Raw genomic sequence first — 21751 nt, 5'->3', positions numbered from 1 at the left:
TTGTGCCGATGTGGGATCCGGAATTGTGCGCGGCCGAGGTGCGGCGTCTGGCCGACAAAGGCTGCAAGGCCATCAGCTTCCTCGAGGCGCCGCACGCTTTCGGCTTCCCCAGCTTTCACAGCGAGCACTGGGACCCGATGCTGACCGCGATGTCGGAGACGGGCAGCGTGCTGTGCATGCACATCGGGGCCAGTGGCGGCCTGATCACGCTGGCGCCTGACGCTCCGATCGACCATCACATCATCCTGCCCACCCAGCTCACGCTGATGGCCTTGCAGGACCTCATGTTCGGCCGTACCCTGCGCAGATTCCCGGACCTGCGTATCGCCCTTTCCGAGGGCGGCATCGGTTGGATCCCCTATTACCTCGAGAGGGCCGACCGACACGCCAAGAATCAACTCTGGATCGGTCAGGACTGGTCGGATCGCATGCCCAGCAAGATATTTCGGGACCAGGTCCTGGCCTGCTTCATCACCGACCCGGCCGGCGTCAAGCTGCGCAACGAGATCGGCATCGACAATCTGGCGTGGGAGTGCGACTATCCGCACACCGACTCGACCTGGCCCAACGGCCCGGAGCAGTTGTTCGGCGAGTTCACGGCTGCCGGTGCGACCGACGAGGAAATCAATAAGATCACTCACGAAAACAGCTGTCGTTTCTTTGATTTCGACCCGTTCAAGCACACCGCGAAGAAAGACGCGACGGTGGGTGCGCTACGCGCCAGGGCCACCGACGTCGACCTGTCGACGGTGAGCAAGGCCGAGTACCGGGCCCGTGCCGAGGCGGCCGGCCGGGAGACGGTGCAGGTCTGATATGACGAGTACCGTCGATCTGCCCAAGATCTCGGCCGATGCGCACGTCGACGAGCCGCATGACCTCTGGTATGAACGCCTCAGCGTGGACCTGCGCGATCACGCCCCGCGCCGCATCCTGGCCAATGACGCCGGCGGGTGGAGCCTGGTCGTCAACGGCAGCCCCATCGGTTGGAACGAACTGTCGGCAGAAGAGGCAGCGGCGAAGGAGGCCGAGCGCGTGGCGGCGGCCTCGCCCGACGTGCGGCTCGACATGATGCGGACCGACCGCATCAACGCCGAAATCGTCTTTCCCACCATCGGGCTATACGCGTGGGGCATCGCCAATCCCCTTGCCGGGCAGTCGGTATGCCAGGTCTACAACGATTGGATTCGCGAGCAGATCGGGGGACACGACCGGATCAAACTTGCGATGATGATCCCCACCTGGGATGCCGACATGGCCATCGCCGAGGTCGAGCGGGTGGCTGCCGATCCGTCGGTGGGTGGACTGCTGTTGCCGCTGGTCGGCAAGCCGGAGTGGAACTCCAAAGAGTGGGAACCGCTGTGGGGCGTCATCGCGTCGACGGGCCGGCCGGCCGTCATGCATCAGGGCAGCGGCCACGACATGATCTTCTATCGAGGGTGGGGGAGCGGCACGGCGAATCTTCTTGCCACGCAATCGATGGCGCCGCGCGCAGCCGCCTTGTTGAGCTGCAGCGGGATCCTGGAGCGGCATCCAGACCTGCACGCTGTCTTCGTCGAGTGCAACGGCGGCTGGATCTCGTGGGCGATGCAGACGCTGGACTACTATTACCAGGCGCACGACGAGATCGGCTGGACCAAACCGAAACTTGCCGAACTGCCCAGTCACTACATCCGTCATCAGATCCACTCGACCTTCCAGGACGATCCCGTCGCGATTACGAACCTCGCGGATACCGGTGCCGAATGCCTGTTGTGGGGCAACGACTATCCCCACCCCGAGAGCACATACCCAGAGTCGGAGAAGATCCTCGACAGGCTCTTCGCCGGCGTCGACATCGACAGTGCGCGGGCCATCGTCGGCGGAAATGCACGCAGGCTATTTGGTTTTGACGAAAGCGTCCTGAAGGACGCCCCCTGAGTGGCCGTCCGATGAACGCAGAGTTCTCGCTTCGCCAACAGGACTACTCGCTCAGCGAGGAGCAGGCCGCACTGCGGGATTCTTTCCGGGCCTATTTCGAAAAGACCATCCCGACATCACGGGTTCGCTCGGCCGAACCGGACGGGTTCGACGCGGCGCTGTGGGACGAGCTCCAGGAACGTGCCGTCGTTGAGATGGCGCTGCCCCAAGCGGTCGGTGGCGACGGGGCCGGCTTGGTCGAGCTGGCGTTCGTGCTCGAAGAGGCCGGCCGCCGCGCGGCGCCGGTACCCCTGGCCGAGGTGTTGGCGGCGGCTCGCGCGCTCGCCCGCATCGACCCGTCATCGCGGCTGCTGGCCGCCATGCGCGATCGTGGCGCGGTTGTCACCCTCGCCCCGGGCACCGCCGACCGTCGGCTAGCACCCGCCGGAGCGATCGCAGAGGCCGTGCTCGCGCCGCAGGGCGCCAACCTGACGCTGGTCACCAGCCCGCCGGCGCCGACCCAGGCCAATCTGGCGTGCGCTCCGCTGGGCTGGCGCGAGGTTACCGGTGGCGCACGGGTGGGTTCGGCCGACGAGTGGGACCTAGCTGAACGGGAATGGCACGTCTTGACGGCGGCCGCGCTGGTCGGGCTGGGTCAGGCCGCCCTGGACCTCGGTGTGCAATACGCCAAAGAGCGCACGGCTTTTGGCACCCAGATCGGAGCGTTTCAAGCCATCGCTCATCCATTGGTCGACGCCGCCAACAGCGTGGGCGCGGCCCGGCGGCTGATGTGGCGCGCTGCCTGGTTCTGCGACCATGAACCCGAATCCGTTGGTGCGCTGGCCTTGTGCGCAGTGCTGGCCGCCGGTGACGCCGCCGAGCAAGCCGGGGCCACCGCCATCCACACCCAGGGCGGCTTCGGGTTCACCCTTGAATCCGACGTTCAGCTCTACTACCGCCGGGCCAAAGGCTGGGCGCTGGCCGTCGGCGACCGTCGCACCCTTCTGCGACGCGTCGCCCGGTGGGCGCCGCATGTGTTGAAGGATGCGCTCGCGTGAATTTCGAGACCATCGAACTCGACGACGACACCCTCACGTTCTGGCAGGGGGCACGCGCCTTCTTCGGCGAACACGTCACCCCGGCGGTGCTGGAAGACGAACGGCTGCACGGCGGCGGATTCAACGAGGGCCTGCACCTGGCGATGGGGGCGCGGGGATGGGTCACGACGCAATGGCCGACGTCCGAGGGTGGGGCGGGCCTGGACGCGTTGCGGGCGCGCATCGTCGCCACCGAATGGGCGCGCAGCGGCGCGCCCTACATCCTGGCCTCCACGACGTTGCTACCACCGATCGCCATCCGAATCTTCGGCTCGCCGGACATCCAGGCCGAGGTGCTGCCGCGGGTCGCTGACGGCACCGTTCGCATCTGCCTGGGTTACACCGAACCGGACTGCGGATCGGATTTGGCCGCGGTGCGCACCCGCGCGGAGCGGGATGGCGACGAATGGGTTATCAACGGACAGAAGATGTTCACCACCGGTGCCCAGTTCAGCCAATACTGCTTTCTCCTCACGCGCACCGACCCGTCGGCGCCCATGCACAAGGGCCTCACCGTTTTCCTTCTGCCCCTGGACACTGCGGGGGTGGAGATCCGGCCGATCGGCACACTTGGCGGCGAACGTACCAATTTCGTTTACCTGCAAGATGTTCGCGTCAACGACCGCTGGCGCCTGGGCGACGTCAACGCGGGTTGGACCGTGGTCGCCGCGCCGCTGAGCCAGGAACACGGCATCTCCGCCGACGGCAGTGACCCGACCATCGGGGGGCCCTACCTGGCCGAGTGCGAGAAACTCCTCGCGGAGTTCGTTCGTTGGGCCGCAACGCAACCGGGTCCCGCAGGCAAATCCTTGCTCGACGACGCCGTGGTGGCCGAGCGCATCGGCGAAGCGCTCGTCAAGGTCGAGATGACGCGTTCGGCGTCGGGACCGCCGGCTCGCATCCTGTCCTCCGACCTGCTGGTGCAGACGGCGTCGGAGCTGATCGATCTCATCGGCCCGACAGCCCTTCTGGCGCGCGGGGCGGAGGGGAGTGCCGGCGACGGTGCATTCGAAGCGGGATTCCGATTCGCGCCGGGGACCGGCATCTATGGCGGATCCACCGACGTGGCGCGAAACGTGATTGCCGAGCGATTCCTGGGACTTCCCCGTAGTACACCGCGAAGGAACAAAAATGAGCGAAACGACAGCGCTGTCGGCTAGCCACGACGAACAGTCCGACGACGCCGTAACGGAGGGCATAGCCGCCGAGGCCTTCGGGGGTGACTTCGCAGCGATGCTGACTGTCCCCGAACCACAGGAAGTGTATGCAGGCATCGGATCGGCGCCGATAATCGTGATCGACGGCAATCACATTGTCGGCGCCGCCAAGAGCGTCGACGCTCTGACCCGCAGCCACGATGTGCGCGGATCGGGGGCAGTGGGCAATACGCAGAGCGCCGATCGCCCGCTGATTCCGCTGGACATCGACCGGCCCGAGCACACCAAATACCGCAAACTGCTTGACCCGATCTTTTCGGCGAAGGCGATCGCTCACCTGGAGACCGACGTAAGAACGCTCGCCGACGAGCTGATCGACAAGTTCATCGAACGCGGCCACGCTGACATCTACGATGAATTCTGCGCGATCCTCCCGTCCACGATTTTCCTGCGCCTCATGGGAATTCCGCTCTCCGAGCTGAACTACTTCCTGCAGAACAAAGACGATTTGCTGCGCGACGTCGAGGGGGAAACCGTCGCGCAACGCGAGGCCAGGTACAAGGCGGCGGGCAAACGGTGCTACGCGTACTTCAACCAAGTTCTCGACGAACGCGAAGCGAGCGGCGAACCCGGGGACGACATCCTCGGCCGCTTCATGACAGCCGAAGTCGACGGCCACTCACTGACCCGCGAGAACATTCTCGACATCTGCTTCCTGCTGATGATCGCCGGCCTGGATACCGTAGCGGCGTCGCTATCCTGCATCCTGTCCTGGCTCGCGCGCCATCCCGACGAGCGCCGTCAGGTAGTGGCGAACCCGGAAATGTGGCCCGACGCGATCGAAGAGTTGATGCGTTGGGAGACCCCGGTGCCGGTGGCATCGCGCACTCCGACCGTGGACATGCAGGTCGGCGAGACGACCGTGGCCGCAGGAACGCAGGTGACGGTGCTGTGGGCCGCTGCCAACCTGGATCCGGAGAAGTTCAAAGATCCTCTCAAAGTGGACCTGACCCGTCGGCCCAATCCGCACTACTCGTTCGCAAGCGGTTTTCACCGTTGTCTGGGAAGCCATCTCGCCCGGATGGAGCTGCGGGCGGCACTCGACCAATTTCACAAGCGCATTCCCGATTACGAGATCACGCCGGGCTCATCGTTGCGATACGAAGCTCTTCCGGTGCGGCTGGCGCGGCCGCTGCCACTGAGTTGGGAGGTGCGTGGATGAGGCTGGAGCTCGACAGCGGAGCCTGCCAGGGGCATGGCCGCTGCTACAGCCTCTCGCCCGCGTTGTTCGACGCCGACGAGGAGGGGCACAGCGTGCTGCTGGCGGCCGAGGTGCCAGTAGGAGAGGAACCCTCCGCCACGGACGCCGTGCGGTCCTGTCCCGAGGAGGCCATCGCCCTTCATGACTGACCAAGCCGGCTCGACCGCGCGCCCCGACTCCGCGACGCCGACGTCGTCGGATCGTCCGCAGATCCGAGCCGGATTCATCGGTCTCGGGGACCAGGGCAAGGGAATGGCGGATCGGCTCATAGCCTGCGGGGTGCCCACGACGTTGTGGGCACGCCGGGCGGAATCGCTTGAGCCCTATCGCGGTTCTGCGGCGTCGTTCGCGGAAACCCGGGCCGAGCTGGGGGCCAACAGCGACGTGGTCGGGATCTGTGTGGTCGACGATGCAGGGGTCCAAGACGTCGTCCTGGGCGAATCCGGGGTGCTCGCCGGCATGTCGCCCGGGTCCGTGCTGGCCATCCATTCGACAATCAGCCTGGAGGTCTGTCACCACATTGCGCGGATCGCGGCGGAACGGGGCGTCGGGGTGATCGACGCTCCGGTCAGCGGCGGCGGCTTCGCGGCTGCCGAGGGCAAGCTCACCGTCCTCGTCGGCGGCGAGGACGAAAACTACGAAAAATGCCGCGCGGAGCTCGAAACTTTCGGCGGCAACGTGATTCACCTCGGGCCGCTCGGCAGCGGGTTGATCGCCAAACTCGTCAACAACACTCTGCACGCCGCCCACTACGCCCTGGCGCGCGACGCGATGGTTGCCGGCACTCGGTTGGGCCTGGACGAGCACGCTCTGGGCCGCGCTTTGTCGGTCAGCAGCGGCAACAGCTTTTCGCTGAACACCGCCGTCGCTGTCGGTGGCTTCGGGGTGTTGGCTCCAATGGTGGGACCCCTGCTCCGTAAAGACATCGGAATCTTCGACCGGCTGACCGGCGAACGCGATGCCCCCACCGGCTCGCTGATCGCAGTCGCCGACGAGGCGCTGCAGCTTTTCGGATATCCGCGTGAGCCGACTGAAACAGGTCTCTGACCGGTCACCAACGTGTTTCTGGCGCAGCCCGATTCGGCAAGTTGGCGTTGCGCCCACCGGGAACTCCACGTGGGTCGCCAACCAGCTTGTACGTCAGGCCATCCCGGCGATCGAAACCGGCGGCTGCACGGTCGGCGGTGTTGCTGTCGTCGCATGAATGCGGCTGGGAGCCGCCGCCGATGGCGAGAACCCCTATCGCTTCTCCGATGTCGACGCGGAGGAACCGCCCTCCTGAGCGCGACGATCCACACCGTCGCGGTCCGCACCGAAAAGAAACCTGTCGGCGATCGCATGCTCGTTGCGAATGGACATCTCCTGGGCGGTGTTGAGCCAGAGTCCCTCGAACCCGGCCGAGTGCATGCCCGCGTGGATGGCGCCGATGTTCCTCAGGTCCTGTGAGGGCAGCTCGCCCCAGCCGTCGTGGTCCTGCCACCGCTCGAAGACCTGCCACTGCGTCTCGGGCACCTCGCCGGGCGCGAAATGCTCCAGCGAGAACATCTCGAACGTGCACCGATTCGGGTCTTCGGCGTCGGGCAACATGCGGTATCCCAGCAGGCAGGACTTCTCGACCAGGATCACCATGGTCGGAAACACATGCCAGTCGCCGTTCCCCGCGAAGTATTGCTCCATCGACATCCGCGGGAAGTCAACGCCTTCGGCGCGGGCGAGCTCCTCGCACATCTGGTGGTACAGAACAAACGGTGGGACGTCGCCGGGCTCCATCGCGGCCAGCTTTTGCGCGGCCCGGTAGTCTCGCTCGGTGACCAGCGACCCGACCTCGAGGTATTGGTATTTCATCGAATTCGCGAACACCTCGGGTCGCGCCGCCTGCTCCTGGCGGCCCTTGTCGCGGCCGGCATGCTCGGGACGCTGTGTGTAGACGAACCGCGAGTGGTTCTTATAGGTGATGGTCGGGGTGTAGGGAGCGTAGACGTATTCTTGCGGCGCTGCGGGCTCCGCAGACGGCCGCGGGCCCTGCGCCGATCGCATCGTCTGCGGATGGGTCCCGGGCGTGTGATAGCCCTCGATGAAAGCGTCGACGACGGTCTTGTAGTTCGCCGGCAGGAACGTGCGCTTGCGCCAGCGGTAGCGCATGTCCTGCAACCGAAATGGAGCCAGCGCGGTCGGCAGCGGGTCCAGCCACTCGAGCAGATCCGGCGGGTCCTCGGCCATGCTCACGAACACCCAGCCACCCCACGTCCCAACCGCGACGGGACGCAGGCCCCACTGCTGGCGGGGGCGCGGTGCGAATTCGTCGCGACATGGGACGAAGGAGGACCGGCCATCCAATTCATAACGCCAGCCATGGAATTCGCAGCGCAGCTCTTTGTTGGCCGAGCAACCGCTGCCGCGGACGACCTTCATGCCGCGGTGGGCGCAGGTGTTGTGGAATGCCTTGATGCTGCCGTCCTTCTGGCGCACCACGGCGATGGACTGCCGGCCGATCGTGTACTCGTAGAAGCAGCCGGCGTCCGGTACTTCCTCTACGCGACACGCGGGCTGCCACACGCGGGTGAACAATCGCTCCAGCTCGAGGTTCAGGAATTCCGGGTCGATGTACCGGCTCTTGGGCACGAAAGTCTCGCCGCAGGCGAACTTTTGTGGCACCCGCTCGGTGGCAAGCTCGGTCATTGTCGCACTTTTCGTCGGCTCAGCTGGAGGGTGGCTTGTCAAAGATGTTGGGATACAGCACCGCTTCCTTGAACGACGTCTCGATCTCGGCGAATGCGGTCGGGATGTCCCACGTCCCCGACGCCGACACGATCTCGCGTTCGACGACCGGATTGGACATCAGGCTGATCCGCCCGTTCCCGGCGAAGATCACGCGCCGGTTGAGCCAGTCGGACTGCTCGCTGGCCAGATACACGACCGGCGGCACGCAATTCTTCGGCGAAAGGCGAACGTTCGAGTCCGAGTAGTCCATGCTGCCGCCGCCCTTGATGCCCTGCGTCATCCGGGTGCCCGCGATCGGCGCAACGGCGTTGCAGCGCACCCCGTAGTTGCGCAGCGCGTTGGCGCACGAGAAGGTCAGGCCGACGATGCCCATCTTGGCCGCGGCGTAGTTCGGCTGGCTCGGCGCGCCCTGCAAGCCCGACATGGATGTGAAGGTGATCAGCCGGTACTGCCCGCCGCGGTTCTCCCGCCACCAGGCTGCCGCGTGGCGCGTGACGTTGAACGTCCCTTTGAGGTGCACCGACACCACCGCGTCCCAGTCCTGCTCGCTCATCTTGAAGACCATGCCGTCCCGAAGGATCCCCGCCGCGTTCACCACGACGTCCAAGCCGCCGAGCGTCTCGGCGGCCCGGCCGATGAGATCCGCGCACGCGGCGAAGTCGGTGATGTCGGTGGTGTCGGCGAATGCCTTGCCGCCACGGCTCGTTATCGCCGCCGCGACGCTTTCGGCCGGACCGGAGTCCTGTCCGGTCCCGTCGACGCCGACGCCCGCATCGGAGACCAGGACCGTCGCGCCCTCGGCGGCCAAGCCCTCTGCCACCGCGGCGCCGATTCCCCGCCCGGCCCCCGTCACCAACGCGGTCCGTCCGTCCAACACACCCATCGTCATCCAACTCCTCGTGGCCTCGCGTCAAAGACGAGCATACAGAACATACAAACAATATCTGTATAGCTGTTTAGCGCCTACTCGAACCCCCACTCGGCATAGCGGCGCTCCAACTCGGCCATCGCCTCCCGGCCGCCGCGGGTACTGCGTTCCTTCATGAAGTTGAACTCGTCGTCGCGCCACACGAGGTTGCTGAACACCGTGTGGCCCATCGGGACCCAGTCCCCGAACTGCGCCATCCCGACGGCGTGCCAAAACGCGATCAGAGCGTGCTTTCCCACCATCAGGCCGTCGGCCGAGTGGTGAGCGATCGCGCGGGCATAGCGCAACGCTTCGTCGCGGAGCCGCTCGGCGGGCACCACCGACGCGGCTACCCCCCACTCGCGTAGTTCGTGCGCGGTCACCTTGCGGCCGGTGATCATCGCCTCGTAGCCGCGGTTGGGTCCCATCTTGAGCAACGCGAGGGGCATGGCCGTGGAGAACCCGGCGAACCCAATGCGCGCCTGAGGGCGGGCAACGTACATGTCATCCGAGACGACCAGAATGTCGGCGGCCAGGGCCAGATTCATCCCGGCGCCCAGCGTGGCACCCTGACAGCCGGCGATCACCGTCTTCGGGAACTCCAGCCAATTGGTGAGGTGCCGGTGCAGCCGCCGGGCGTTGCCCAGGCGCGCGGTCTGCGGCAGTCGCTCGCCCTTGCGCAGTCCCGCTTCTTCCACCGGGAGCCGGCGCACGTCGTCGCCGCTACAGAAGTCCTTGCCTTCGGCCAGCAACACGACGGCCTTGACCTGGTCATCGTCCTCGGCGCGGTCCAGCCGCTCCTTGAAGAGTCGATGCATGCCCGGAGACAGGATGGCGTTGCGCCGTTCGGGCCGGTTGATGGTGATCTGCGCGATGTGCGGTTCGACAACCTCATAGCGGACCCAGTCCTCATCGACCTCGAATTCGCCTCCAGCCGCGGAGTCGGTGGCCATCAGCCCTCCTTCGCGCGTTGGCAGTACATAAGTACACTAGTCGATCAATTGTCACATCGGGTGATACGGTCGGCGAATGCCAACATTCACGGTCACCAAGCGGCTCGCCGTGTCACCGGACGCGGTGTGGGCCGTTCTCGCCGACTTCGGTAACGTCGACTGGATCCCCGGACCCAGCGATGTCAGGGTCGAGGGCGAAGGACCCGGCATGCGGCGGTTCATCGCAGCGAGCACCGAGAAGCCGGTCATCGAGACCCTGATCTGGATCAAGCCGGACGAGCGTGCGCTGTCGTACGAGATCACCAACAATCCGATGCCGGTCAGCCGCTTCGTGGCGGTCAACACCGTGACCGAGAGCGCGGATGCCGGCGGAGAATCAATCGTGGTCTGGGACATCGACTACGAGCCCATCGGTGACGACGCCGCCGCGCGCGATGCCATGGAGGCCGTTTACGGCCTGATGGCGGGCTGGGTGCAGGACTTCGCCCAAGCGAAAGAGTCCGGATAGAACACTTAGACAGAAAGTGTCTATTAGTTTAGGATTGTTCGAGTGATTGATCCTCTCGATCTGGTACTGATCAGCGTCGACGACCACACCGTGGAACCACCCGACATGTTCAACGGCCGGGTGTCAAGCCGTTTCGCCGACGACGCACCGCGCATTGTCGAGGACGCCGACGGCATGTGTTTCTGGGTGTACGACGGTCTGCAGCTGCCGAACATCGGGCTCAACGCCGTTGTGGGCCGGCCCAACGACGAATGGGGATTCGAGCCGTCGCGATTCAGCGACATGAGGTCGGGGTGTTACGACGTCGACGCACGGGTGAACGACATGGACGCCTCGGGGGTCCTTGCGTCGCTGTGCTTCCCGTCGTTCCCGACCATCTCGGGCGCGCTGTTCACCTACCGCGGGGACCGCGACGTGTCCGAGGCGATGGTGCGCGCCTACAACGACTGGCACATCGAGGACTGGTGCGGGCGGCATCCCGACCGGTTCATCCCGATGGGGATCCTGCCGTTGTGGGACGCGAGCCTGGCCGCGGCCGAAGTGCGGCGCCTGGCGGGGCGCGGCTGTCGCGCGGTGACGGCTCCACAGCACATCGGGAGCTACGGGCAGCCGCCCTGGCAGGATCCGCACTGGGATCCGCTGTGGGAGGCGATCTGCACAGAGAACACGGTCGTGAACATCCACATCGGCACGGGCGGCGGATTGCCGGTGCCGTCGGACCTGACCACCTATCTGGCGTACAACTCGATGCTGCCGATCGACACCCAGCGCTTCGTTGCCGACCTGTTGTTCTCACCCATTGTGAAGAAGTTCCCGTCCATCAAGTTCTCGCTGTCGGAGGGCGGCATCGGATGGATTCCGTTCCTGCTGGAGCGATTCGAGGACATCTACTCGCGACAGCGGGCCTGGACGGGAGACGATTTGGGTGACGGGCTGAGCCCCAGCGACGTGTATCGCCGCAACTTCATGTCGTGCTTCATCCGCGACCGGGTCGGCATCGAGATGCGGGAGCGCATCGGAGTGGACACCATCTGCTGGGAGATGGACTACCCGCACTCGGACAGCAGCTGGCCGGACGCGCCCGAGCAGCTCGCCGCCCAGTTGGAGGGCTGCACACCCGACGAGGTCGAGGCGATCACCTGGCGTAATGCGGCCCGCGCCTTCGGCTACACCGGCGTCGAGCGACGGGGCAGGGAACACTGCACCGTCGCGGCGCTGCGGGAAAGAATTGCCGGCCTGGATCTGTCGGCGCCCAAGGTGGACGCCGGCCGCGCGCCCAGGGCGGGCGCTACCGCGATCACGTACGGCGACATGAAGGTACGGATGGCGTCGATCCTTCGCGGTGGGGCGTGACCGAACCGGATTACGGGGTCGTCCTCACCGGGGCCGATCGGCAGTTCCGCGACGAGGTGCGCGGGTTTCTTGCAACGGCATTGACCTCGGACGTGCGCGTCCAGGGCCGCGACGAGATGGATCGATTGAGCCGAATGCGCCTGTGGCAGAGGCGTCTTCACGACGCGGACTTGGCGGCGATCTCATGGCCGTCCGAATTCGGTGGTCGCGCGGCCACTCCGGTGCAACAGCTCATCTTCAACGCCGAGATGGCCGCCGCGCACGCTCCAGAGCCCATCAACCGCAGCGCCGTCAATCAGCTCGGCCCCACGATCATTCAGTGGGGTACCGACGAGCAACGCCAACGCTATCTGCCGAAAATCCTTTCGGGCGACGAGGTGTGGTGTCAGGGATTCAGCGAACCCGACGCGGGCAGTGATCTCGCCGCCCTGAAGACCAGGGCCGAGATCCACGGCGAAGAGCTGGTCATCACCGGGCAGAAGGTCTGGACGTCCAAGGCGCAATACGCCGACTGGATCTACATCCTGGCACGCACGGATCCCACGGCGGACAAGCACCAAGGAATCAGCTACATCCTCGTACCCCTACGCACCAGCGGGATCGAGGTGCGCCCGATCCGCCAGATCACCGGGCAGGCCGAGTTCAACGAGGTGTTCTTCGATTCGGTGCGGGTGCCGCTCGACAACGTGCTCGGCCCACTGCACGGCGGTTGGCGGGTGGCCAAATCCACGCTGGGCTACGAGCGCGTCGGACAGAGCCGCACCCATCGGATCGAACGGCGGCTGGCGATTCTGATCAAGATGGCGCAGGAGCAAGGAGCGCTGGGGCACCAGGGCTGCGGCGACGGCTACGTGGCCGATCGGATCGTCGGTTTCGCCGCGCGGGTGGAGGCGCTGCGTCAGATCTCGGCCCAGGCGACGGCCGCCGGCGTCCGCGGCGTCAGTCCCGGGCCCGAGGCGTCGGTGGCCAAGCTGCTGACGTCGGAAGTCGATCAGGAGATGGCCAATTTCGGGCTGGAACTCACCGGGCCGGGTGGCACCCTGGAGCGCGGCTCGGCGGGGGCGACGAACAACGGGAACGTCGCACGGAGCTACCTGCTGATGCGGGCGGCGACCTTCGGTGCGGGCACGTCCGAGGTCCAGCGCAACGTGATCGCCGAGAAGCTGCTGGGACTGCCGCGTGACCCCTGATGGCCCGTCGTCGCTGAACGAACTCGCACGCAGCGCGGCCGAACTCGAGCAGTTGCGGGCGTCGGCCGATGACGCCCTCCGAAAGGTGTGGTCTGCCAGCTCTTTTCGGAGCCTGCTCGATGGCCCCGGCCCGGTGTTCGACCCGAAGCTGTGGCAGACGATCGTCGAGGCCGGGTGGGCCGACGTCTTGGTCAGCGAGGCCGCCGGGGGCGGAGGGGGCGGGCTCCGTGATCTGTGCGTGCTGGCCGAGGCCGCCGGCGCGGCGTCGGCCCCTGCCCCGCTTGCGATGGCGGCGGCCACGGGATGGTGCGAGAACCGCTGCGCCGACGGGATTCCCCTGCTGTTGCCCGAGCGCGGAGAGCGCACCGCGGCGGGCGTCTCCGGAGTGTGGCCGCTCGTGCCGTTCGGTGCGGTCGCAACCAAATTGTTGGTCTGCGCGGGCGACGGAGAGTCCGCCGTGCTCGGGGTTGTCGACCCGGCGGAGGCGGGCGTGGTGCGCGAGCCGGTGACGCCCCTGGATCACAACCCCGGCGCACGAATCACGCTGAGCGATACGCCGATTCAGGTCCTCGAGACCGGGCCGGATGCGGTCCGCCGCCACGGTGAAGCCGCGCTGCGCGCCCTGATCGGCCGGGTGGCCGAGTTGGTTGGCATTGCGGCGGCCGCCAACGAGGCCGCAACCGAGTACGCGAAGCTGCGCGTCGCCTTCGGCCGCCCGATCGGCGCCTTCCAGGCGATCAAGCACCGCGTGGTCGATCAGCGGTGCGCGATCGAGATCGGGCGGGCGCTCGTCAATCGTGCCGCCGACGCTTGCCAACACGGGCATCCCGAGGCCCCCGCGCTGGGCTCCCTCGCCGCCTACTGGGGTATCGACGCGCTGCGTACCGTGCCCGAGGGCGCCACTCAGGTGTTCGGCGGCATCGCGTACACGTGGGAGCACGATGCCCACGTTCATCTCCGCCGGGCGGCCAGTGCCGCGGGAAGTCTCGGTCAGCGCGCGCACCACCGCGACATCGTGACGCGCTGGCTCACGGGGCGCTATCCGGTGGAGCAGCCGGGAGGCGACGGGTGAACTCGTTCCTCTCGGGTGTCAAAGTCCTTCAGGTCGGCGACGGGATCGCCGCTGCGGCGGCCACGTCGCTGCTGGCGAACCTCGGCGCCGAGGTGAGGAAGCTCGGCGGCGGTTTCTCGCCGTCCCGGGTAGGGCCGATGATCGCGGTTGGCGCCGCGTCGGTGCCACTGGTTGACGTGGTTCTAGATCGTGGCAAGCGAATTCTGCAATCACCAAGCGACACATCGGCATTGATCGACGCACACGACATCGTGATCGTCGACCACGACGCCGCGATCGACCCGCCGCAGGCCAGAAACGCCGTGGTGGTGAGCGTCAGCCCATTCGGCCTGACCGGACCGCGCTCCGTCGAGCGGGGTGGTGAACTGATCGCCCAGGCGACCGGTGGCATGCTCGCTACGATCGAGGGCTCCGACGGGACGCCGGTGCCCGCCCCTGGCTATGTCGCGCTCAAGGCGGCGGGCGCGGTGACGGCGCTGGCGGCCCTGCACGGCCTCGATCGGCGCAACGCTACGAGCGCGCCGGTGAGCGTGGATGTGTCGGTGCAGGAGGCGGTCGCATTCACCGCGGCCCTGCCCGAGTGCGCCCACGTGCTGTACTCCTGCCCGGGAAGGGCGGGCAGCGGGCGTTATCTCGCCCCGTCGGGCTTGTTCGCCTGCCGCGACGGACTGGTGCGCATCACCGCCGTCGAAAATCACCAGTGGACCGGCCTGTTGGTGGCCTTGGGTCATCCCGCATGGGCCACGGGCCTGGGCGAACGAGCCGCCCGGATAGAGCACGCCGATTTGATCAACCACCACGTCGGGGCGTGGGCGGCGACGCTCCTCAAGGAAGACTGCGCAGCCCTGTTGCAGGCCAACGGCGTGCCTTCGACGCCGGTGAATACACCCGCGGAGATCCTGACGTCGCCCCAATTCGCTTCTCGCGGAGCCATTTCGGTGACTCGACTGGGCGGTACTGCCCTGTCCGTACTGGCCCCCCCATGGGCGACGCGCCCGGGCGGGCGGTTCGGACGGCACCGCACGGGCCGGCTGAACGACCTGCGAGTCGCCGAGCTGACCCACGTCCTGGCCGGGCCGATCGTCGGCGCGTTGCTCGGTGGGATGGGTGCCCGGGTGCTGCGACTGGAAGACCGCGACCGACTCGACATCTACCGCCGCACCGGACCGTTCGCCGCAGGGCGGCCCGGCGTCGAGCGCGGCGCGTATTTCGCGGTGGCCAACCACTCCAAGCGCAGCGCGCTGATCGATCCCGGCCGGCCGACGCAGGACGTCGCCGCCGCCCTCGAGGAAGCCGACGTGCTGATCGAGAATGTCGGCGCGGCACGGCTGACCCGGCTCGGCGTCGACCCCGCCGAAATCGCCGACTCGGGCCGGTTGGTGATGCGGGTCTCGGGTTTCGGGTCGACGGGTCCCATGGCCGGATACCGCGTGTACGCCAACAACGTTCAGTCCTACGGGGGTCTGGCCGGACTCACCACGGGATCCGACGGGTCGCCGGCGCGGCTCGGCACGGTAATCGCCGACCCGCTGTCTTCGGTGGTGGCGGCCACCGTGATAGCGGCTTGGGCGCTCGGGCCTGCCCGCGACTTCGGGGCGGTGATCGATCTGTCCATGGCCGAGGTGGTGGCGTCCACGGTGGCCGAATTCGTCGCCGCGGCCTCGGCCCCCGACGGGGTGGTGTCCGACGGTGGGGCCGACGCGCGGGGCGGCGTCTACCGTAGCGCCGATGACCGCTGGGTGGCGGTCGAACTCTCGGCTCCCGCGGACCGGGCGCGCCTGACGGAATTGGCCGGGGAACCCGATCAGCTCGCCGCGCTGATCGCCGGCGAACCGGCCGGCGAGGCGGCAGCGCGCCTGACGGCCGCGGGGTTGCGCGCTGCGGTCGTGCAGCGCGCGGACGACCTGGTGAACGACCCCCACCTGGCCGCGCGGGGATTCTTCCCGGAGATCGCCCACCCCGATCCGGATATCACCACCGCGCGCCTGGTCGGTCTCCCGTGGCGATTCACCGGGCAGGGCCCGATCCCGCTGGCGCCGCCGCCGGCCCTGGGCGACGCGAGTGCCCGTCAGGAGAGGATGACAAGTGCCGGCTGATCCACCCAGTGATGAGACTGCGACGGTGTGGGCGTCGACGTTCGTGCCGTCGAGGTCGCCGATTCCCGAGTTCGGCCAGGAGGGCTACTCCGTCGCATGGGTCGACACTCGCGAAGGCCGGGTGCAACTCCTGGTGTCCGGGCCACGGCCCGGGCCCGGTGCCGTTGGCCGAATCGTCGAGCGGAAGCTTGGCGAGGCTGAAGTGCTGCTCTTCGAGGCGGATCCGGCGTGACGGGCGTCCACGTCGCGGGCGTCGGGCTCACCCCGTTCGGCAAACACGGCGACACCGCGCTCGCCCAGTTCGGGGTGACGGCCGCCCGGCAGGCGCTCGAGGACGCGGGTCTCGGCTATGACGCCATCGGCGAGGTCTTCTGCTCGTCGTCGATGGCGCCGCCGCAGACCGGGCTGAAGGTCGCGCATGCGTTGGGACGCAGCGGGATCCCGGTAACCGCGATCGAAAGCGCCTCGGCGGGGGGCATGGTCGCCCTGCGGCATGCTGTGTGGGCGGTGGCGTCGGGCCGCTGCGAGGCGGCGTTGGCGATCGGCTATGAGAAGACGACCGCGCTCGAGCCCGGCGGGGTGGTACCGGCGGCGGTCGATTTCTGGGACCGGTTCCCGCCGCAGATCCACTACGCGATCGAGGCGAATCGATTTCTGTACGAGGCGAACTGCGCGCCGGATGTTATCGGTGCCGTCGCGGCCAAGTCGTATAACCAGGCGCGCCTGAATCCGCTGGCGGCTCGGCGCAACGACCACGAGGTGACCGTTGAACAGGTGATGTCGTCGCGGATGATCGCCGAGCCGCTAACCAAGATGATGTGTCACGCCTCGGTCGACGGCGGTGCCGCGATCGTCGTGACGTCCGGACCACGCATGCGGTCCGTGGCGATCAACGCCATCGAGCAGACGAGTTGGCCGCGCGACCCGGGCTGGCCGCTGGCCGGTCCGTGCGTCGGTCCGCCGTCGCAAATAACCCTGACGGCAGGACGGGCTTACGCCGCGGCGCAGGTCGCGGCGAATGACGTCGGAATTGTTTCCCTGCATGACATGTGCGCCAGCGAGGAGGTCACCGCGCTGATCGCACTCGGCCTCGTCGACGTCAAGGATGTCGCCGAACTCGTCCAGTCGGGCGGGTTGGGATCCAAAGGCAGGCTGCCGACCAACACCGACGGCGGCTGCCTTGCCCGCGGGCACGCGTTCGGTGCAACGGGACTGGCCCAGGTCGCCGAGGTGGTGAGTCAGCTTCGTGGAGAGTCGGATTCGCGGCAGGCCGCCGATCCCCGCGTCGGGCTGGCGCAGGCGATGGGGGGCGGTGGGTCCTGTGTTGTGGCCGTACTGGGTCGGTGATTCGGCCCTCAGCCGGGGTCTTCGTAAGACCGGCCGAAAAAGCGTTCGACGAGGGCGCGTTCGTCGGCGGGGTCCCTCACCGGCCACCACCACAGCGCCAGGAACGCCCGGATAAGCCATTGGGCGGCAAGTGGATCTGCATTGTCGGATCCGAGCATGTCATAGGCGAGTGCGATGACAGCGGGGGAGTTCGTGAGCCACTCGCTGCGCGGCACCGTCGGTGCGGTCTGCATGAGCTGAGCCAACGGATCAGAGCGCAGGCGCTGCAGGGCCAGGATGGTGGCCGTCACCACTCGTTCGCGGCCGGTCAGGTCTTTGATGGCCTCGCGCACGGTATCGACGATGCGGCTTGCCTGGAGGGCAACCACCGCGTCCCTGATGGCCGCCTTTCCGCCGGCGTGCCGGTAAATCGTCGCCGGTGAGCAGTGGACCGTTTCGGCGAGGCTCTCGATGGTGAACTCGTCGTATCCGACGTGCGAGATGAGGTCGGCGGCGGCCGCATATATCCGTTCGGCGGCTGCGCTGCGGCGATCCCGGCCCACCAGCCAGTCGTTCCGTGCCATGCAACCCTCCCGTACAGCCGACAGAAACTTCCCTCAGGGTGAGAATTATCGGTAACAATTCTCAGGCTAACGCGCTGGTCCTCCCGCGCAAGCGGTTTGGGGTGCACGGACGGCGCGGCGGGAGGCTTATCAAACTTTCCTCGCCCTATTGACCGCGCCGACGGTCACCTTCAGCCTGGGTCTATGGCGGTCTTGAGCGACCCGGTCGATTTCTTCGGTGCCGAGGCTTTGCAGGATCCGTATCCGATGTATGACCGGATGCGCGCGACCGCTCCGGTGCATCGCATCGCCGATTCCGACTTCTATGCCGTGTGTGGCTGGGACGCGTTGATCGAGGCCGTCACTCGGGTCGATGACTTTTCGTCCAATCTCACGGCAACCATGATTTTCCGCGAGGACGGCAGCATCGGGGCGTTGCCGATGATGGAGGCGGGAAGCCCCACCCACGCCCTGGCCACGGCCGATGATCCGGCGCACGCACTGCACCGCAAGATCTTGCTCCCACACCTGTCCGCGCGCCGGGTGCGGATCATCGAGGAATTCGCTGCGGAGACCGCCGAGCGCCTGTGGGAGGAGAACCTGCACCAAGGACGCATCGAATGGATGGGCGCGGTGGCGAACCGGCTCCCGATGATGGTGGTCGCAAAATTGCTGGGCCTGCCCCATGCCGATGTCGACAAACTGATCCGGCTGGGTTACGCCACCACCACCCTGCTCGACGGCGTCGTCACCGAGGCGCAGCTCGCGGAGGCCGGGATTGCGGCGTTCGAACTGTCGGCGTACGTCATGGAACATTTCGACAAGGCGGATACCGCGGACAAATCCGGGCTGATACCGGACATGGCCGCCCGCTACGCCTCCGGCGAGGTGGACCAGGCCGTGGCGATGGGCATCATGCTCACGCTGTTCAGTGCCGCCGGCGAGTCGACCGCCTCGTTGTTGGGCAGTGCGGCATGGATTCTCGCCGACCGCCCCGAGGTCCAACAGCGGATTCGCGAAAACCCGGAACTACTAGGCAATTTCATCGAAGAAACACTGCGCTACGAGCCGCCGTTTCGTGGCCACTACCGCCACGTGTGGCGTGACACCACCCTCGGCGGGGTGGAGGTGCCGGGGAATGCGCATCTGATTCTTTTGTGGGGAGCCGCCAACCGCGACCCCGAGCACTTCGAGTCGCCCAACGAATTCCTTCTCGACCGCAGCAACGGGAAGGGGCATGTGACGTTCGGCAAGGGCGTGCATTTCTGCGTCGGGGCGGCCCTGGCCCGGTTGGAGGCTCAGATCGTGTTCAAGATGCTACTGGAGCGGACCACCTGGATCGACGCGTGTGACGTCGGAGATTGGCTGCCCAGCATCCTGGTCCGGCGACGGAAGCGGCTGGAGCTCGTCGCACGGTAGCGGCCTCCGACGCGCGCGTCAGCGGCCGAGTAACCGGGCCAGCGGCGTCAGCGGGTGCACGCCGCCGGCGCGGTTGAGAACCGGCTCCAGTAAACGCATTTGCCGCATGATGCGGCGGTGGAACAGCCGAATGAGCTCGGTGTCCATGTTGTCGGGCGCCTGCAGCACGAATGCCTCAAGCGCCGCATCGCCTGCACGCCAGTCGGCGTATCGGGAGCCGAGCAAGCGTTCGACGTCGTCGAGGTTTTCGGATTCGATCGCGGGGCCGTGCCGGCAGACGCCGGCGACGTAGCGCGCGGTTTGCGCCGTTTGATGCCGGCGAAAGCGCTCAATCTCGGTCTCGGCCGCTAGCTCCTCGATGATGGGTGCCAACGCGTCGATAAGGCCGCTCTGGCGGACATCTGTCGCCTGCGGGAGTCGGTAATCGCCGAGGGCGACGCCCTCGACCGCGGCCATGGCTTCGACTGCGTTGAGCGAGCATTGCTGAAACCACTCCTCATATTGCAGCAAGTCGCTCATCGGAAAAGGGTTGTGCAAGACCATCACCAACGAGAGAGGCGTGGTGAGCGAGAACTGCGCGGTGTGGAACTCGACCACCGGCAGGTCCAGTTCCACGCCGGAAACCTCCTCATAGCGCCGGAACGCGCGCTCGAGGTCGCCGAGGGGCTCGGAGATGTCGCGCAGGCGCAGTCCTGCGAGGTCGTGGGCGGTGTCGCCGAGGTAGGCCAGTTCGACGTCGAGCAGTCCGGTCACACGACCGTCGGCGAACATGAACTGTCCGGGATCGCCGAGGACGAAGCGAGGGTCGAACCGGTGCGCGGGAACGTGGCGGCGGATCCAGCCGATGCCGAATTCCAGAAACGGCTCCGGGCGCTTCTTGGTAGACCGATACCTCGCGACGGACGCTTCGAAGCTCGACAACGCGTGCTGCTGAGGGCTTTCGGGCAACTTGAGCCCGGCGGTGGAGAACTCACCCGGATCCAGCCGATGGATCCGCGCAAGGATTTCCATGTATTCATCGATGACCGAGTTGCGTTCTGCTGCACTCGGCGAGGTTGACAGATTGGTGGCGCCGGGGAGGCGATCCATCACGATGGCCGGTGGTGCCTCAATCCGACCGTGAATGTGTGGGACTGGAATCCCTTGCTTCTCCAGGGCTTCAAGGATGTCCGCCTCTCGATGGGTGGACAACGAGAACTCCATGCCCTCGCGGTTGCCCCGCACATACAGCGGCATGATCGTGCCGTCGCGTTCGACGTCGGCGAACCAGGCCGGACGCCAACGTGGTTGGCGCTCGAAGGCCCGCACGGGCCCCAGGTGACTCTCGAGCCAGCTTCGTACCGCCTGATCGGGTGTCATGTCGTCGGGGAGGTCAGAAACCCATTTTCAGCGCGGCACCGGCGTCGATGAACATCTGCAGCCCGGTGACGTATCGCGATTCGTCAGAGGCGAGGTAGACCACGGCGTGCGAGATGTCCTCGGGCTGCACCCAGGGCACCGGCATCGCCTGGAGCATCGGGTAGATCACGAAGGCATCGTCGTGTGTCGGAGCCTCCAGGTCGGGCCGGAACGTCTTGTACATCATCGGGTTGTTCATCATCGCGGTGTTCACGTTCGTCGGGTGCACGGCGTTGACGCGTATCTCGCGCGCCGCCAGCGTCATCGCCATCGATTTGACCCAGTCGCGGACGAACTTCTTGGCCAGACCATAGCCGAGCCCGCCGGGGCCCGCGTTGCCGCCACCGTTGAACATGTCGTGTTGGGAGACCAGTCCGGCGATCGAGCCGGTGGCGATGATCGACGCACCGGTGTCCAGATGGTCGAACGCGGCGTTGACGGTGTTGACCACGCCGAGGAAGTTCACGTCGAGCACGTCGCGGAACGCCGGATACCCTTTGTGCTCTCCGTGCGGGCAGATGCCGGCGTTGGCGACGACGACGTGCAGCCCGCCCAGTTGGGCAACGCCGTCGTCGATCGCCTTCTTCAGGGCCGCCCGATCCCGCACATCGGCCACCGCGGTGACCACCCGCCGGCCGGCCTTCTCCACCAGCTTCGCCGTCTCGTCGAGGTCGCTCTTGCGTGCCATCGGGTAGTCGTTGGTCGCGATGTCGTCGCAGATGTCAACGGCGATGATGTCGGCACCCTCGTCGGCGAGATGGACTGCGTGACTGCGTCCTTGGCCGCGCGCCGCACCCGTGACGACCGCAACTTTGCCGCTGACTCGATTCATCT

21 protein-coding genes are annotated in these 21751 nt (G+C 66.7%); 15 read left to right on the top strand and 6 right to left on the bottom strand.

What is annotated here, in order from left to right; translation table 11 throughout:
- The 7 genes from A5701_RS15565 to A5701_RS15535 all read left to right on the top strand — a co-directional run.
- On the top strand, positions 1 to 812 hold an 812-nt coding region (locus tag A5701_RS15565; protein WP_156670105.1), incomplete at its 5' end, for an amidohydrolase family protein.
- An 85-nt stretch (positions 813 to 897) separates the two neighbouring features.
- A complete protein-coding gene (locus A5701_RS15560) occupies positions 898 to 1917 on the top strand; it encodes an amidohydrolase family protein (protein WP_197504988.1) in 1020 nt (339 codons plus the stop codon).
- Positions 1918 to 1928: 11 nt separating this feature from the next.
- Positions 1929 to 2954: an acyl-CoA dehydrogenase family protein gene (locus A5701_RS15555; RefSeq protein WP_067755187.1), complete on the top strand. Its 1026-nt coding sequence runs from the start codon at positions 1929 to 1931 to the stop codon at positions 2952 to 2954.
- The gene (locus A5701_RS15550; protein WP_067755184.1) at positions 2951 to 4153 is read left to right on the top strand and encodes an acyl-CoA dehydrogenase family protein; all 1203 of its coding nucleotides are present in this window, start codon (positions 2951 to 2953) and stop codon (positions 4151 to 4153) included. The genes A5701_RS15555 and A5701_RS15550 overlap by 4 nt, the downstream gene beginning before the upstream one ends.
- On the top strand, positions 4125 to 5372 hold the full coding sequence (locus A5701_RS15545; RefSeq protein ID WP_082950440.1) for a cytochrome P450: 1248 nt from the start codon (positions 4125 to 4127) through the stop codon (positions 5370 to 5372). The genes A5701_RS15550 and A5701_RS15545 overlap by 29 nt, the downstream gene beginning before the upstream one ends.
- Entirely contained in the window at positions 5369 to 5560 is a 192-nt protein-coding gene (locus tag A5701_RS15540) for a ferredoxin (protein WP_067755181.1), read from the top strand. The genes A5701_RS15545 and A5701_RS15540 overlap by 4 nt, the downstream gene beginning before the upstream one ends.
- Positions 5553 to 6458, top strand: coding sequence for an NAD(P)-dependent oxidoreductase (locus A5701_RS15535; protein WP_082950439.1), 906 nt, complete (start codon positions 5553 to 5555; stop codon positions 6456 to 6458). The genes A5701_RS15540 and A5701_RS15535 overlap by 8 nt, the downstream gene beginning before the upstream one ends.
- Before the next feature lie 192 nt (positions 6459 to 6650).
- Here A5701_RS15535 and A5701_RS15530 read toward each other — a convergent pair whose 3' ends face one another.
- The 3 genes from A5701_RS15530 to A5701_RS15520 all read right to left on the bottom strand — a co-directional run bounded on the left by A5701_RS15530 (position 6651) and on the right by A5701_RS15520 (position 9992).
- Positions 6651 to 8090: an aromatic ring-hydroxylating dioxygenase subunit alpha gene (locus A5701_RS15530; RefSeq protein WP_067755178.1), complete on the bottom strand. Its 1440-nt coding sequence runs from the start codon at positions 8088 to 8090 to the stop codon at positions 6651 to 6653.
- A gap of 19 nt (positions 8091 to 8109) precedes the next feature.
- Entirely contained in the window at positions 8110 to 9021 is a 912-nt protein-coding gene (locus A5701_RS15525; protein ID WP_231972836.1) for an SDR family NAD(P)-dependent oxidoreductase, read from the bottom strand.
- 74 nt (positions 9022 to 9095) lie between these two features.
- On the bottom strand, positions 9096 to 9992 hold the full coding sequence (locus A5701_RS15520; protein ID WP_067755175.1) for an enoyl-CoA hydratase/isomerase family protein: 897 nt from the start codon (positions 9990 to 9992) through the stop codon (positions 9096 to 9098).
- Positions 9993 to 10068: 76 nt separating this feature from the next.
- Between A5701_RS15520 and A5701_RS15515 the strand changes: the two genes are divergently transcribed.
- The 7 genes from A5701_RS15515 to A5701_RS15485 are packed head-to-tail and all read left to right on the top strand — an operon-like array spanning position 10069 to position 17558.
- The gene (locus A5701_RS15515; RefSeq protein WP_067755172.1) at positions 10069 to 10500 is read left to right on the top strand and encodes an SRPBCC family protein; all 432 of its coding nucleotides are present in this window, start codon (positions 10069 to 10071) and stop codon (positions 10498 to 10500) included.
- 42 nt (positions 10501 to 10542) lie between these two features.
- Positions 10543 to 11853 (top strand): amidohydrolase family protein, encoded by a 1311-nt coding sequence (locus tag A5701_RS15510; protein WP_082969766.1) that lies wholly within the window; start codon positions 10543 to 10545, stop codon positions 11851 to 11853.
- Complete coding sequence (locus tag A5701_RS15505) at positions 11850 to 13043, top strand: acyl-CoA dehydrogenase family protein (RefSeq protein WP_067755169.1); 1194 nt, start codon at positions 11850 to 11852, stop codon at positions 13041 to 13043. The genes A5701_RS15510 and A5701_RS15505 overlap by 4 nt, the downstream gene beginning before the upstream one ends.
- A complete protein-coding gene (locus tag A5701_RS15500) occupies positions 13033 to 14115 on the top strand; it encodes an acyl-CoA dehydrogenase family protein (RefSeq protein WP_067755166.1) in 1083 nt (360 codons plus the stop codon). Before A5701_RS15505 ends, A5701_RS15500 begins: the two co-directional genes overlap by 11 nt.
- Positions 14112 to 16211, top strand: coding sequence for a CoA transferase (locus tag A5701_RS15495; RefSeq protein WP_067755163.1), 2100 nt, complete (start codon positions 14112 to 14114; stop codon positions 16209 to 16211). Before A5701_RS15500 ends, A5701_RS15495 begins: the two co-directional genes overlap by 4 nt.
- Positions 16201 to 16443 carry a hypothetical protein gene (locus tag A5701_RS15490; RefSeq protein ID WP_067755160.1) on the top strand — a complete coding sequence of 81 codons (243 nt, stop codon included), beginning with the start codon at positions 16201 to 16203 and terminating at the stop codon, positions 16441 to 16443. Before A5701_RS15495 ends, A5701_RS15490 begins: the two co-directional genes overlap by 11 nt.
- Positions 16440 to 17558, top strand: a complete 1119-nt coding sequence (locus A5701_RS15485; RefSeq protein ID WP_067755156.1) for a thiolase family protein — start codon at positions 16440 to 16442, stop codon at positions 17556 to 17558. Before A5701_RS15490 ends, A5701_RS15485 begins: the two co-directional genes overlap by 4 nt.
- Positions 17559 to 17566: 8 nt before the next feature.
- Here A5701_RS15485 and A5701_RS15480 read toward each other — a convergent pair whose 3' ends face one another.
- Complete coding sequence (locus A5701_RS15480; protein ID WP_067755153.1) at positions 17567 to 18121, bottom strand: TetR/AcrR family transcriptional regulator; 555 nt, start codon at positions 18119 to 18121, stop codon at positions 17567 to 17569.
- Positions 18122 to 18304: 183 nt separating this feature from the next.
- On the opposite strand from A5701_RS15480, the gene A5701_RS15475 reads away from it, so the two are divergent.
- A complete protein-coding gene (locus A5701_RS15475; protein WP_067755150.1) occupies positions 18305 to 19519 on the top strand; it encodes a cytochrome P450 in 1215 nt (404 codons plus the stop codon).
- 18 nt (positions 19520 to 19537) lie between these two features.
- Here the strand turns inward: A5701_RS15475 and A5701_RS15470 are convergent, their stop codons facing one another.
- Complete coding sequence (locus A5701_RS15470) at positions 19538 to 20827, bottom strand: phosphotransferase family protein (RefSeq protein ID WP_231972835.1); 1290 nt, start codon at positions 20825 to 20827, stop codon at positions 19538 to 19540.
- A 64-nt stretch (positions 20828 to 20891) separates the two neighbouring features.
- The gene (locus tag A5701_RS15465) at positions 20892 to 21749 is read right to left on the bottom strand and encodes a mycofactocin-coupled SDR family oxidoreductase (protein ID WP_055404272.1); all 858 of its coding nucleotides are present in this window, start codon (positions 21747 to 21749) and stop codon (positions 20892 to 20894) included.
- Between the last annotated feature and the right edge of the window lie 2 nt (positions 21750 to 21751).

This window comes from Mycobacterium sp. E3305 (assembly GCF_001666785.1).
GTDB lineage: Bacteria > Actinomycetota > Actinomycetes > Mycobacteriales > Mycobacteriaceae > Mycobacterium.
The sequence above is the reverse complement of the archived record's forward strand: the minus strand, read 5'-3'. Positions and strand labels throughout refer to the sequence as shown.

Coding starts and splice junctions, on each gene's coding strand:
- A5701_RS15555 (WP_067755187.1), top strand. CDS start 1,929: ATGAACGCAGAGTTCTCGCTTCGCCAACAGGACTACTCGCTCAGCGAG.
- A5701_RS15545 (WP_082950440.1), top strand. CDS start 4,125: ATGAGCGAAACGACAGCGCTGTCGGCTAGCCACGACGAACAGTCCGAC.
- A5701_RS15540 (WP_067755181.1), top strand. CDS start 5,369: ATGAGGCTGGAGCTCGACAGCGGAGCCTGCCAGGGGCATGGCCGCTGC.
- A5701_RS15535 (WP_082950439.1), top strand. CDS start 5,553: ATGACTGACCAAGCCGGCTCGACCGCGCGCCCCGACTCCGCGACGCCG.
- A5701_RS15530 (WP_067755178.1), bottom strand. CDS start 8,090: ATGACCGAGCTTGCCACCGAGCGGGTGCCACAAAAGTTCGCCTGCGGC.
- A5701_RS15525 (WP_231972836.1), bottom strand. CDS start 9,021: ATGACGATGGGTGTGTTGGACGGACGGACCGCGTTGGTGACGGGGGCC.
- A5701_RS15520 (WP_067755175.1), bottom strand. CDS start 9,992: ATGGCCACCGACTCCGCGGCTGGAGGCGAATTCGAGGTCGATGAGGAC.
- A5701_RS15515 (WP_067755172.1), top strand. CDS start 10,069: ATGCCAACATTCACGGTCACCAAGCGGCTCGCCGTGTCACCGGACGCG.
- A5701_RS15480 (WP_067755153.1), bottom strand. CDS start 18,121: ATGGCACGGAACGACTGGCTGGTGGGCCGGGATCGCCGCAGCGCAGCC.
- A5701_RS15475 (WP_067755150.1), top strand. CDS start 18,305: ATGGCGGTCTTGAGCGACCCGGTCGATTTCTTCGGTGCCGAGGCTTTG.
- A5701_RS15465 (WP_055404272.1), bottom strand. CDS start 21,749: ATGAATCGAGTCAGCGGCAAAGTTGCGGTCGTCACGGGTGCGGCGCGC.